Here is a 13,588-nt window from a genome sequence, read left to right on the forward strand (position 1 = left end):
GCGGGAAAATGCCAATGACGACCACCGATTCCATCCTGCCCGCGCCGGTCGGGCCTGCTCCGGGCAGGTCCAGAAGACGGCGCTCGCTGGCCCACACGAAATGGCCGGTGCTGATCATCTTCCTGCCGCCGGCGCTGGTGCTGTTCACGCTGCTCGTCATTCTGCCGATCGGCGAGGCGGCCTGGTACTCCTTCTTCAGCTGGAACGGTTACGGCGAACCGAGCAAATGGGTCGATTTCCGCAATTACCAGCTTATCTTCCGCAACAGCGCCTTCACCACGGCGCTGATCAATAACGGCCTGATCATTGCCGTCTCGATCGTCATCCAGCTTCCCCTTGCGCTGTGGCTCGCCTCGATGGTGACCAAGCAGATCAGGGGCGCGCTGTTCTTCCGGCTGATCTTCTTCCTGCCCTATGTTCTGGCCGATGTCGCCGCCGGCATGATCTGGCGCTTCGTCTATGACGGCGATTTCGGTCTCGTCGCCGGCATCTGGCATTTCTTTGGCGCGGAGCCGCCGTTTGTGCTCGCCAACCCCGATACCGCCATGTCGGCGATCCTCGCCGTCGTGGTCTGGAAATATTTCGGCTTCCACATGATGCTGTTCATCGCCGGCCTGCAGGCGATCGATCGCAGCATCCTGGAGGCGGCCGACATTGACGGCGCGACCGGCTGGCAGAAGTTCCGGCTGGTGACGCTGCCGATGCTGGGCTCCACCGTGCGGCTTTCGGTGTTCTTCGCCGTCATCGGCTCGCTGCAGCTTTTCGATCTCGTCATGCCGCTCACCGGCGGCGGACCGGCCAACTCGACCCAGACCATGGTGACCTTCCTCTACAATTTCGGCGTCACCCGCATGCAGGTCGGCTTCGGCAGCGCCGTCGGCGTCATTCTGTTCATCATCTGCGTCACGCTGGCCTTCAGCTACAAACGGATATTCATGAAAAATGACTGAGATTTCCGAAAGCGCGCCGATCGACGCGGCAAAATCCGGCGGGGAAGGCCGCAGGCTGAATGTCGGCACCAAGACCTATCTCTATGTCTCGCTGCTGCTGGTCGCCGGCATTGTCATCATCCCGCTGATCACCACCGCGCTTGGCGGGTTCAAGACGCTGCCGGATCTGCGCGGCAGCCCGTTCGGCCTGCCGGATCAATGGCAGTGGAGCAATTACACCGATATCCTGATGTCGAAGCGCTACTGGCTGCAGATGGGCAATTCACTGCTGATCGCGGTGCTCACCGTGTTTCTCACCATCGTGTTCGCCGCCTGCGCGGCCTTCTGCTTCGCCCATATCCGCTTCTTCGGTTCGGACTATCTGCTCAACTATTTCCTGATCGGGCTGATGTTTCCGGCAGCGACCGCCATTCTGCCGCTCTATATCCGTATCCGCGATCTCGGCCTGCTCGATACCTATTGGGGCGTGATCCTGCCGCAGGTGGCATTCGGGCTCGGCATGAGCATCCTGCTGTTCCGCAATTATTTCCGCAACCTGCCGGAGGAGTTGTTCGACGCCGCCTTCGTCGATGGTTGCGGCTATATCGGCTTTTTCTGGCATGTGACCATGCCGCTGTCGCGGCCGATCATCGCCACGGTCGGCATCATCGCCTTCGTGCAGAGCTGGAACAGCTACATCATTCCGCTGATCATGCTGAACACGGAGAACCGCTATCCCTGGCCGCTCGGCATCATGGTCTACAAGGGCGAATTCGCGACCGAATGGCAGCTCGTGCTCGCTTTCATCACGCTGACCATCCTGCCGACGATCATCGCCTTCTTTATCGCCCAGAAACACATCATCGCCGGGCTCACCGCCGGCGCCGTGAAATCGTGAACCCTCCGGGAGCTTGTCGAAAATGGCATCCGTCGAACTCAGCAATATCAGAAAGTCCTACGGCGCTCTCGAGGTCATCCACGGCGTTTCGCTGACTATCAAGGATGGCGAATTCGTCGCCCTTGTCGGACCGTCGGGCTGCGGAAAATCCACGCTGTTGCGCATGATCGCTGGCCTTGAGGAAATCACCGGCGGCGAAATTGCGATCGGCGGGGAGATCGTCAACGATCTGACGCCGCGCGAGCGCAACATCGCCATGGTGTTCCAGTCCTACGCGCTCTATCCGCATATGACGGTGGCCGAAAACATGGGCTTCAACCTGCGTCTCGCCAAGCGTCCGAAGGCCGAGATCGAGGAGCGCGTCGGCGAGGCGGCGCGGATGCTGGACCTGACGGCGCTGCTCGACCGCAAGCCCTCGCAGCTTTCCGGCGGCCAGCGCCAGCGCGTCGCCATGGGCCGGGCGGTGGTGCGCGATCCGGCGGTGTTCCTGTTCGACGAACCGCTGTCGAACCTCGACGCCAAGCTCAGGGTGCAGATGCGCGCGGAGATCAAGACGCTGCATCAGCGCGTGGAGACCACCTCGGTCTATGTCACCCATGACCAGATCGAGGCGATGACGCTTGCCGACCGGGTGGTGGTGCTCAATCAGGGCCGGATCGAGCAGCAGGGCACGCCGATCGAGCTTTACCGCAAGCCGGCCAATCTGTTCGTTGCCGCCTTCATCGGCTCGCCGGCGATGAACCTACTGCCCGGCACGATCGTCGCCGCGGACGGCGCGCCGGCGGTGCGCTTTGCCGATGGAACGGTGCTGGCGATCTCCGGCGACCATGCCGGCCTCACGCCCGACCGAAAGGTCACGGTCGGTCTGCGTCCCGAACATCTCAATCCCGATATCGGGACCGGCTCGGTGATCAACGGCACGGCGCTGCTGGTGGAGCCGACCGGCGCGCAGAGCCATGTCGTGTTCGAACTCGGCGGCCAGCATGTGACCGCGATCGTCGACGGCGAACGCGAGGTCCGCCACGGCCAGCCCTTCGAGGCCAAGATCGACCCCGAACGTGTCCACATCTTCGACAGCGAGACCGGCGAGGCGCTGTAGCAGCGTCAGCGATGCCTGTCTTCTCGAGATGCTTGCGGCGGCGTGCAACAAGCAGATTGTAATGAAATCGGGTGGAAAATGCTTGCAGGCGCTGCTTGCTTTGGTAAATATTTACCAGACAACGCCAAGTCCCGCGGGGAGTTCAAGATCATGGTCACAATTCGAGAAATTGCCAAGGCGGTCGGCGTTTCGGCCGGCACGGTTTCCCGTGTACTGAACTACGATCCCACGCTTTCGGTGAGCGAGGCCAAGCGCAAGGCGATCATCGAGACCGCCGAGGCGCTCGATTACGCAACGCCGCGCAATCGCAATCGCCGCAAGCCCGCGCCGTTCCGCCAGCCGCAACCGGCCGCCGCCATGCCTCGCATTGCCACGGTTCACTTCCTGGAGCGCGACGAGGAACTGATCGACCCCTATTATATCGGGGTGAGGCTGGGCATAGAACGACGGTCGCAGCATTACCAGAGCGAAATCGTGAAGGTGTTTCACGCCGATCTTTTCAACGAGGGCAGTCTGTTGCAGGGCGTCGCCGGCATCATCGCCATCGGCAAGCACAGGCCGGCGGAGATCGCCTTTCTTGAGGAATGTTGCGATCATCTGGTGTTCGCCGATTTCCAGCCTTCGGACGAGCAGTTCGACTGTGTTTCCAGCGACCTCGCTCTGGCGACCACGAAAATTCTCGATGGCCTTGCCGCTGCCGGCTATCGGCGCATCGCCTTCATCGGGGCGGAGGACAGGATCAGCTTTGGCGATGTGCCCTACAGCGAGGCGCGCTGCCGGGCCTATGTCGACTGGCAGAAGGCGCGCGGCACCTTCGACCCCACTTTGATCGCCCTCAACAATGACTGCAATGACGGGCAGAATTTGCGGCTCGAGGTCGGTTACGAGCATGCTCGCGACCTGCTCGACCGCGCCGAACGTCCGGACATTATCCTCACCGCGAACGACAATATCGCGATTGGAACCGGGCGGGCGCTTGCCGAAGCTGGGCTTTCGGTGCCCGACGATATCGCCATCGCCTCCTTCAACGACATACCGGTCGCCCAGTTTCTCAATCCCGCGCTTTCCACCATGAAGATACCGGGCGAGGCCATCGGCGAATGCGCCGTCGACCTGCTGGTCGAGCGCATCAACGGCCGCGAATACACCAAGCGGGTGACAATTCCGGGTGAGATGATCTGGCGCGACAGCTGTCGCCATCCGCCTGCCGGGTAAATTTATTTACTGATTTTTACTAAAAATTTTATTGTCAAGTTTTCCAAATTGTAGTTAGCTTCTCGTGGGACGGCAGGGAGCGCCGTCGGGCAAGTGTCCAAAACGGGAGGAACCAATGGATAAGCAGAAAGTGCTGGGCCGCATCACGGGTGTGGCTCTGTCGGGAGCATGTGTCTTCGGCGCGACCGCCGCCTTCGCGGGTGAGATCACCATCTGGTGCTGGGACCCCAATTTCAACGTCGCGATCATGAAGGAAGCGGGCGAGATCTACACCAAGTCTCACCCCGACACGACCTTCAATGTCGTCGACTTCGCCAAGGCCGATGTCGAGCAGAAGCTTCAGACGGCGCTCGCCTCCGGCGCGACCAATGCGCTGCCGGATATCGTGCTGATCGAGGATTACGGCGCGCAAAAATATCTCCAGTCCTTCCCCGGCGCGTTCGCGGCCATGGACGGCGTGGTCGATTATTCCGCCTTCGCGCCCTACAAGGTGTCGCTGATGACGGTTGGCGACAAGGTCTACGGCATGCCCTTCGACACCGGCGTCACCGGCATGTATTACCGCCGCGATTATCTGGAAGAAGCCGGCTTCAAGCCGGAGGACATGGAAAACATCACCTGGGACCGGTTCATCGAGATCGGCAAGGAAGTCGAGGCCAAGACCGGCCACAAGATGACCACGCTCGACCTCAATGACGGCGGCATGACCCGGATCATGATGCAGTCGGCCGGAAGCTGGTATTTCGACGAAAACGGCGATCTCAATGTTCTCGACAACGCCGCGCTGAAGGCAGCGCTCGAAACCCAGGCGAAGATTGCCGAGGAAGGCCTGATCTATCCGGCCACCGGCTGGTCGGACTATGTCAACGCGTTCACCTCCGGCAATGTCGCCTCGGTCATCACCGGCGTATGGATCACCGGCACGATCAAGGCGCAGGAAGACCAGTCCGGCAAATGGGGCGTCGCGCCGATTCCGTCGCTTGAGGGCGTCGAGGGCGCGGGCAACGCGTCCAATCTCGGCGGGTCGAGCTGGTACGTGCTCGATAGTTCCGACGTGAAGGACGAGGCGATCGACTTCCTCAACGAAATCTACGCCAAGGACACCGATTTCTACCAGAAGATCCTGGTCGAGCGCGGCGCCGTCGGCTCGCTGCTCGCCGCGCGCGAGGGCGAGGCCTATCAGGAAGCCGATCCGTTCTTCGGCGGCGAGAAGGTCTGGCAGAAGTTCTCCGACTGGCTGAACCAGATCCCGGCGGTCGATTACGGCATCTTCACCAACGAGCTCGATGTCGCGGTGACCTCCAACCTGCAATCGCTGATCGACGGCAAGCCGGTGGACGAGGTGCTGAAGGCAATCAACGATCAGGCCAAGTTCCAGATCCAGTAAAAGCGATCCGCCGGGGCGGGCCCGCCTGCCCCGGCTTTCGCCATCACGATTGTTGGAAAGCCGGCCCGCCGGCAACTGGGACCGACCATGGCAAATGCAAGACCCGGCAATTTGAAGCGGTTCTACGACGTCAATGGCTGGCTGTTCGTGGCGCCGGCCCTCATTCTCGTCGCCGCCTTCATGTTCTATCCGATCATTCGCTCGCTGGTGCTGTCGTTTTATTCCGGCCGCGGCATGATGATGAATTTCGTCGGTTTCGGGAATATCGAGCGTCTCTGGTATGACGCGATCTTCTGGCAAGCGCTGACCAACACGCTGACCTTCCTTGTCATCCAGGTGCCGGTCATGATCGTGCTGGCGCTGATCCTCGCCAATGCGCTCAACAATCCGCGGCTCAGATTTTCCGGCCTGTTCCGCACGGCGATCTTCCTGCCCTGCGTATCCTCGCTGGTCGCCTATTCGATCCTGTTCAAGAGCATGTTCGCCACCGATGGCATCATCAACAGCACGCTGATGGCGGTGGGACTTGCCGACAGCCCGATCGAATGGTTCACCGATCCGTTCTGGGCCAAGGTTCTGGTCATCCTCGCCATCACCTGGCGCTGGACCGGCTACAACATGATCTTCTATCTGGCCGCGCTTCAAAACATCGACAGGTCGATCTACGAGGCCGCCCGCATTGACGGCGTGCCCTCATGGCGGCGGTTCCTGCACATTACGATCCCGATGCTGAAGCCGGTGATCCTGTTCACCACGATCACCTCCACCATCGGCACGCTGCAGCTCTTCGACGAGGTCTACAACCTGACCGAGGGCAAGGGAGGACCGGCGAATGCGACGCTGACGCTGTCGCTCTACATCTACAACCTGACCTTCCGCTTCATGCCGAATTTCGGCTACGCGGCCACGGTCTCCTACGTCATCGTGCTGATCGTCGCGGTGCTGTCCTTCCTGCAGTTCTACGCCGCGAGGGAACGCACATGACGGCCCGCCGTTTCATCCGCCTCGCCGGCGGTTCGCTGAAATACATCCTTTTGGGGCTTGCCGCCTTCATCTCGGTGTTTCCGTTCATCTGGATGGTGATCGGCGCGACCAACACCACCGCCGATATCGTCGTCGGCAAGGTCACCTTCGGCAATGCGCTGATGGCGAACATCAATGCCTTCGTCTCGCAGGTCGATGTGCCGCTGATCATGTGGAACTCGATCAAGATCGCGGGTCTCGGCACCTTCCTCACGCTCACGGTGACCTCGCTGGCCGGCTACGGCTTCGAGGTGTTCCGCTCGAAGCTGCGCGACCGGGTCTATGCCATCGTGCTGTTGACGCTGATGGTGCCGTTCGCGGCGATCATGATCCCGCTGTTCATGATGACGGCCAAGGCCGGGCTGATCGACACCCATATCGCCATCATCCTGCCGTTCATCGCCTGGGCCTTCGTGATCTTCTATTTCCGCCAGGCCACCAAGGCGTTCCCGTCAGAGCTGCGCGATGCCGCCAAGGTCGACGGGCTGAAGGAGTGGCAGATCTTCCTGCACATCTATTTCCCGGTGATGCGCTCCACCTATGCGGCGGCCTTCGTCATCGTGTTCATGCTCTACTGGAACAACTATCTGTGGCCGCTGATCGTGCTGCAATCGAACGAGACCAAGACAATCACGCTGGTCGTCTCCTCGCTCGCCTCCGCCTATTATCCCGATTACGGCACGGTGATGATCGGCACGATCCTCGCGACCCTTCCCACGCTTATCATCTTCTTCGCCATGCAGCGCCAGTTCGTCCAGGGCATGCTCGGTTCCGTCAAATAGGTCATACACATGCGTAAAGTTCAGAATTTCAATGCCGGCTGGGTGTTCTCCGAAGGGTTCGATGCTGCGGCGGTCAACACGCTGCGCGATGGCGAAAAGGTGCGCCTGCCGCATACCGCCGTCGAACTGCCCTTCAACTATTTCGACGAGAAGCGCTATCAGCGCGCCTTCACCTATCAGAAGGTTTTTGCCAGCGAGCCCGGTTTTGCCGGCAAGCGGGTCTCGCTGGTCTTCGATGCCGCAATGGCCGACAGCGTCGTCTACCTGAACGGCGAGGAAATCGCCGCCCACAAGGATGGCTACACCCCCTTCGAGGTCGAAATCGGCCCACATCTCACGGACGGCGACAATCTGCTGACGGTGAAGATCGATGGTTCGGAAAACCCGGATATCCCGCCCTTCGGCAATGTCATCGACTATCTGACCTTTGCCGGCATCTATCGCGATGTCTGGCTGAAGATCACCACCCCGGTCGCGATCGACAACGTCAAGATCGAAACGCCCGACGCGCTTGCCGACGCCAAGAGCGCGACCGCCGACGTGTTCCTGACCGACGAGACCACCGGCAGGCTCGGCGCGGCGTTGAGCGATGCCGAGGGCAATGTGATCGCCGCCACCGAGGCTTCCGTTTCGGGCCGGCAGGCGCGCCTTGCGCTTTCCGACCTGAAAGGTCTCCGGCTGTGGGACATTGATGATCCGGCGCTCTATACCCTCACCGTGACGCTCGAAACCGGCGGCGGCACGGACGAAGTTGCGCACCGCTTCGGCTTCCGCACCGCCTCCTTCGCAAGCGACGGCTTCCGCCTCAATGGCAGACTCTTGAAACTGCGCGGCCTCAACCGCCACCAGAGCTGGCCGCATCTTGGCTACGCCATGGGCAGGCGCGGGCAGGAGAAGGATGCCGATATCCTCAAATTCGATCTGGCCTGCAACATCGCCCGAACCTCGCACTATCCGCAGTCGAAATACTTCCTCGACCGCTGCGACGAGATCGGCCTTCTGGTTTTCGAGGAAATCCCCGGCTGGCAGCATATCGGCGGCGAGGCGTGGAAACGGGAATCGGTCGAGAATGTCCGCCGGATGATCACCCGCGACTGGAACCATCCGTCGATCATCATCTGGGGCGTGCGCATCAACGAATCCGCCGACGATCATGACTTCTACGCCGAGACCAACCGGGTCGCCCGCGCACTCGATTCCACCCGCCAGACCGGCGGCGTGCGTTGCATCGAGAACAGCGAGATGCTGGAAGACGTTTATACGATGAACGATTTCGTTCTCGGCGACGAGGAGCAGCCGGGCCGCAATCACGCGCGGATATGCACCCGCGACCAGAGGCAGGTGACCGGGCTCACAAAGACCGTGCCCTACATGATCACCGAATATAACGGCCACATGTTCCCCACCAAGCGCTTCGACCAGGAAAGCCGGCAGGCAGAGCACGTCACCCGCCACCTGCAGATGCTGAACGCGGTTGCCGGCGACCCGACGATCGCGGGCAGCACCGGATGGTGCATGTTCGACTACAACACCCACAGCGACTTCGGCTCCGGCGACCGGATCTGCTATCACGGCGTGATGGACATGTATCGCGAGCCGAAATTCGCGGCTTATGCCTATGCCTCGCAAGGCGATCCCGAGAATGGCGTGGTGCTCCAGCCAGTCACCTTCTGGGCGCGCGGCGAGCGCAATATCGGCGGCGTGCTGCCGCTGATCATCCTGACCAATTGCGATTATATCGAACTCACCGTCGGCGACAGCGCGCCGAAGCGGGTGGAACCTGCAGGTTCAACGTACCCGCACCTTCCTCACCCGCCGGTCATTCTCGACGCCAACAATGTGTCAGCGGAAGAATTCGGGGACTGGGGCCGGCAGTGGTTCGACGGCACGCTGACAGGCTATATAGACGGGAAACCCGTCAGGACGATGAAGCTCTCCGGCAACCCCGTGCCGACGACGCTTGAGATCGCCCCGGATGCGACCGAGTTGAGGGCGGGCGAGAAGGATTGCGCGCGCGTGATCCTGCGCGCGCTCGACCAGTGCGGCAACATCATGCCGTTCTTCAATGAGCCGGTCGCGCTTTCGCTCGATGGGCCCGGCCGGATCGTCGGGCCGGAGATCACAAGCTTCCGGGGCGGCACGGCGGGGCTTTACATCGAGGCGGGCGACGAGGCCGGGACGCTGATGCTTTCGGTCCGCTGCGCCGCCTTTGCCGATGATACTATCGCCTTCACGATCAGCTGAGGTTTGCCATGGCAGATGTTTCCCTCAACCAAATCCGCAAGTCCTTCGGCGCGATCGAGGTCATCAAGGGCGTCGATCTCGACATCAGGTCCGGCGAGTTCGTGGTCTTCGTCGGACCTTCCGGCTGCGGCAAGTCGACCCTGTTGCGGATGATCGCGGGGCTTGAGGACATTACCTCCGGCTCGCTCTCGATCGGCGGAACGGACATGACCGACGAGGACCCGGCCAAGCGCGGCATCGCCATGGTGTTCCAGACCTATGCCCTCTATCCGCATATGACGGTGCGCGAGAATATGGGCTTCGCGCTGCGCTTCGCCGGCATGAACAAAAAGGAGATCGAGACCCGGGTGATGGAAGCCGCCCGGATGCTGGAGCTCGAATCCTATCTCGACCGCAAACCGAAGGCGCTTTCGGGCGGCCAGCGCCAGCGCGTGGCAATTGGCCGCGCGATCGTGCGCCACCCGGACGTGTTCCTGTTCGACGAGCCGCTCTCCAATCTCGACGCCGAGCTGCGCGTGCATATGCGCGCCGAACTCTCCGCCCTTCACGGCCGGCTGAAGACCACCATGGTCTATGTGACCCATGACCAGGTGGAGGCGATGACGCTTGCCGACCGGATCGTGGTGCTGCGCGCCGGCAAGGTCGAGCAGATCGGAACGCCGCTGGAGCTGTTCAATACGCCTGCGAACCTGTTCGTCGCCGGCTTCATCGGCTCGCCGGCCATGAATTTCCTGCCGGCCGGCGTTGCCGATACCGATGAGAACGACCTCAGGATCAGCCTCCTCGGCCAGGAGACGCTCAATCTGGCGATCACCGGCGCAAGGCCGGCCGCCGGCGCCAAAGTGACGCTTGGCGTGCGCCCGCAGCACATCAGGCTGGCGGCGGAGGGCCAGACAGGCTTCGAAATCGCCATCACCCTGGTCGAGGCGCTGGGAACGGAAACCGTGGTCTACGGAGAGGCCGGAAACGGCGAACGGGTCATGGCCGTGCTTGCCGGCCAGCACGCGCTCAAAACCGGCACCACCATCCGCGTCACCTTCGATGTCGCGGATGTTCATCTCTTCGACGACGCCGGGAACCGCATCGAACGCTGAGTCTTTGCTCGCTCCAATCTGTCGCAGGCCCCAGGGACTTCGATGCCGCGATCGCGCGACGGATTCCCAAATCGGAGACTGGCCGGCATCGTCCGAGGCTTCGGATTCATTTTCTTGATGCGCCGGGTTAACGCGTAGAGCCATTCAGGCTTAAATGGAATCCGTTCTGTTTCGGCAAACCCGCAAGGGCGGCCTTCCATGCTCTTCAGATCATGGAATGAACACGCCCGCGATTTACCCGGTTCAGCGCGTCAAGCGCGCTGAACTGGACGCTTCCAATTAAGCCTGCAAGGCTCTACCGGGCGGCGACGAGCGTGTGGTTTTCGCCTTCGCTGTTGAGATAGCGGCGGACCGGAAGCGAAAGTTTCGGCGATTTCTCGGCGATAAGACCGCAGGCCTCCAGCAGGCGACGCTTGTCCGGGTTCGGCCCGACCGCCCGCCAGATGGTGCGCGTCGAATACGGCAGGTTCTCTTCGCGCCAGGAGACGCCGGTCGTCACGCCGCGCAGATAGGTGCGCTGGTGCTCGGCAAACGGCATAAGCGTCGTCTGGCAGAGGAAGGAATGCTCGCTCATGCCGCGTTCAACGATGAACAGCCGGTTGCGCCAATAGGCGGCCAGCCCGACATATTTCGAAAACTGACGGATTTCCTGCTCGCGGTCATAGATCCGTTCGATCGATTTCACCGTGATCTGGCCGCCCCGTTCTTCGATCCTGGCGCAGCTTCGGACGATTTTTCCAGGCCATGACAGGCTCTTGTGGTAAAGTTCGTAATAGCCGACATACTGGCGCAATTCCTGCAGATTGCCGGGGAAGCCTTCCCGTAACACGAAATCCGGCCCGGCGGTTTCCGGCGGCGCGGCGAGTATGTTCTGGAAGCGTTTTTCCGACGCCAGGAAATCCTGCGGTTTCAGACCGAAATAACGCGCGATTTTCCCGGTATTATAAGGCGACGGGCGGGATTGGCCGGCGAGATAACGATTGAACTGCTGGCGGTTGATTCCGATTTCGCGACAGATCGCCGTAATCGACGGACGGGTATTGCAGGCGAACCGCAGATTCGCCGCAAAGGGACTGTTATCGCGTGATGTCATCGGGTCTCGATCCTGGCCTTGATAGCGTCAGATAGCGTCAAGCCGCTTCAATAAGCGAAGTTGTCTGCCCTCCGCAACCTGCTTATGTCATCGCCCATGATCTTTGACGGTCTCGTCAACTGCGCCTTTAGGCATTCCGCCACGGCAAATTTAGAATATCATGGCCGCTTTCTTGCAGCGGCACGAATGCAATGCTCACAAACAGGGGAAACCAGATGAAAAACAAGAAATCCTCCATTCCGCAGACCGGCCTTAACCGTCGCGCCTTTCTTGCCTCCGCGGCCGCGGCCGGGTTCGCGGCGACCGCTTCCGGCCTGCTGATCCCGCGCGAGAGCCTTGCGGCCGAAGAGCCGCAGCGCGGCGGTCATCTCGTTCTCGGCCTCGACGGCGGCCAGACGACGGATGTGCTCGATCCCGGCACCTATGCCGGCAGCACCATGTTCCTGGTCGGCTTCACCTGGGGCGACCGGCTGGTGACCACCGATCCGGTGTCCGGCGAAGCGCTGCCGAGCCTTGCCGAAAGCTGGACCTCTTCCGACGACGCGAAGACCTGGACCTTCAAGCTGCGCAAGGATGTGCGCTTTCATGACGGCACGCCGTTCACCGTCAACGACGCCGTGCAGACGCTGCGCCGCCATTCCGACAAGGATTCCACCTCCGCCGCCCTCGGCCTTCTGGAAGAGATCGAGACCATTGAGGAAAGCGGCGGCGATCTGGTGATCACGCTGAAGAACGGCAATGCCGACCTGCCGCTGATGCTGACGGACTATCATCTTCAGGTCCAGAAGAACGGCGGCATGGACGATCCCAACAGCGCCATCGGCACGGGCCCCTACAAGCTGGAAAGCTTCGAGCCGGGCATCCGCATCACCTTCTCGAAGAATGAGGATGACTGGAACGAGGATCGCGGTTTCGTCGACAGCGTCGAGGTTCTCGTCATCAACGACAACACCGCCCGCATCGCCGCACTTTCGTCCGGCAAGGTGCACTTCATCAATACGCTGAGCCCGAAGACGATGTCATTGCTGTCGCGGGCGCCGAATATCGAGACCATCAGCACCAAGGGCAAGGGCTTCTATTCCTTCCTGATGCATGGCGACACCGCGCCTTTCGACAACAATGATCTCAGAATGGCGCTGAAACTCGCCATCGACCGCGAGGCGATGCTGAACACGGTTCTCGGCGGTTATGGTACGCTCGGCAACGACTATCCGGTCAACGATGCCTATGCGCTGGCCCCGACCGATATCCCGCAACGCGCCTACGATCCGGAAGAAGCGGCGCACTACTTCAAGAAATCCGGCCATGAAGGCCCGATCCTGCTGCGCACCTCCGACGCCGCCTTTACCGGCGCGGTCGACGCCTCCGTCCTTTTCCAGGCCAATGCCAAGGAAGCGGGCATCGACCTCCAGCTCCAGCGCGAACCGGCCGACGGTTACTGGTCCAATGTGTGGAACAAGAAGCCGTTCTGCGCCTCCTATTGGGGCGGCCGTGCGACGCAGGATATCCGCTACACCACGACGCAGCTTTCGACCTCGACATGGAACGACACCCGTTTCAAAGATCCCGAATTCGACAAGATGCTGCTCGAGGCCCGCGCCGAGACCGATCAGGACAAGCGCCGCGCGCTCTACCGCCAGATGGCGATCATGGTGCGCGACAATAGCGGCCTGATCCTGCCGGTGTTCAACAATTACCTCAATGCCCGCTCGGTGAAGATGCAGGGCTGGATCGACGATGTCGGCAACGACCTGTCCAACGGACAGATCGCCAGCCGCGCCTGGCTCGTTTCCTGATCCGAAGAAAAGAGGAAGCCGCGGGATC

At 61.2% G+C, this 13,588-nt stretch carries 11 protein-coding genes; 10 read left to right on the plus strand and 1 reads right to left on the minus strand.

Annotated elements, in window-relative coordinates; genetic code table 11:
- Positions 1-14: 14 nt before the first annotated feature.
- From V6767_RS02615 to V6767_RS02655, 9 genes are all read left to right on the plus strand, one after another.
- Positions 15-950, plus strand: a complete 936-nt coding sequence (locus V6767_RS02615) for a carbohydrate ABC transporter permease (RefSeq protein WP_448471990.1) — start codon at positions 15-17, stop codon at positions 948-950.
- Positions 943-1,827, plus strand: a complete 885-nt coding sequence (locus tag V6767_RS02620; protein WP_448471991.1) for a carbohydrate ABC transporter permease — start codon at positions 943-945, stop codon at positions 1,825-1,827. Before V6767_RS02615 ends, V6767_RS02620 begins: the two co-directional genes overlap by 8 nt.
- A gap of 22 nt (positions 1,828-1,849) precedes the next feature.
- Positions 1,850-2,926 carry an ABC transporter ATP-binding protein gene (locus V6767_RS02625; protein WP_448471992.1) on the plus strand — a complete coding sequence of 359 codons (1,077 nt, stop codon included), beginning with the start codon at positions 1,850-1,852 and terminating at the stop codon, positions 2,924-2,926.
- 150 nt (positions 2,927-3,076) lie between these two features.
- Entirely contained in the window at positions 3,077-4,141 is a 1,065-nt protein-coding gene (locus tag V6767_RS02630; protein ID WP_448471993.1) for a LacI family DNA-binding transcriptional regulator, read from the plus strand.
- 115 nt (positions 4,142-4,256) lie between these two features.
- Entirely contained in the window at positions 4,257-5,528 is a 1,272-nt protein-coding gene (locus V6767_RS02635; protein WP_448471994.1) for an ABC transporter substrate-binding protein, read from the plus strand.
- An 87-nt stretch (positions 5,529-5,615) separates the two neighbouring features.
- The gene (locus V6767_RS02640; RefSeq protein ID WP_230718305.1) at positions 5,616-6,512 is read left to right on the plus strand and encodes a carbohydrate ABC transporter permease; all 897 of its coding nucleotides are present in this window, start codon (positions 5,616-5,618) and stop codon (positions 6,510-6,512) included.
- Positions 6,509-7,333 carry a carbohydrate ABC transporter permease gene (locus tag V6767_RS02645; RefSeq protein WP_448471995.1) on the plus strand — a complete coding sequence of 275 codons (825 nt, stop codon included), beginning with the start codon at positions 6,509-6,511 and terminating at the stop codon, positions 7,331-7,333. Before V6767_RS02640 ends, V6767_RS02645 begins: the two co-directional genes overlap by 4 nt.
- 9 nt (positions 7,334-7,342) lie before the next feature.
- Positions 7,343-9,577 (plus strand): glycoside hydrolase family 2 protein, encoded by a 2,235-nt coding sequence (locus V6767_RS02650; protein WP_448471996.1) that lies wholly within the window; start codon positions 7,343-7,345, stop codon positions 9,575-9,577.
- Positions 9,578-9,585: 8 nt separating this feature from the next.
- Positions 9,586-10,671, plus strand: a complete 1,086-nt coding sequence (locus V6767_RS02655) for an ABC transporter ATP-binding protein (RefSeq protein WP_448471997.1) — start codon at positions 9,586-9,588, stop codon at positions 10,669-10,671.
- A gap of 295 nt (positions 10,672-10,966) precedes the next feature.
- On the opposite strand, the gene V6767_RS02660 is transcribed toward V6767_RS02655, so the two are convergent.
- Positions 10,967-11,764: a helix-turn-helix domain-containing protein gene (locus tag V6767_RS02660; RefSeq protein ID WP_448471998.1), complete on the minus strand. Its 798-nt coding sequence runs from the start codon at positions 11,762-11,764 to the stop codon at positions 10,967-10,969.
- 215 nt (positions 11,765-11,979) lie between these two features.
- On the opposite strand from V6767_RS02660, the gene V6767_RS02665 reads away from it, so the two are divergent.
- Positions 11,980-13,560: an ABC transporter substrate-binding protein gene (locus V6767_RS02665; RefSeq protein ID WP_448471999.1), complete on the plus strand. Its 1,581-nt coding sequence runs from the start codon at positions 11,980-11,982 to the stop codon at positions 13,558-13,560.
- The last annotated feature ends 28 nt before the right edge of the window (positions 13,561-13,588 follow it).

The organism is Martelella sp. FLE1502, from assembly GCF_053484255.1.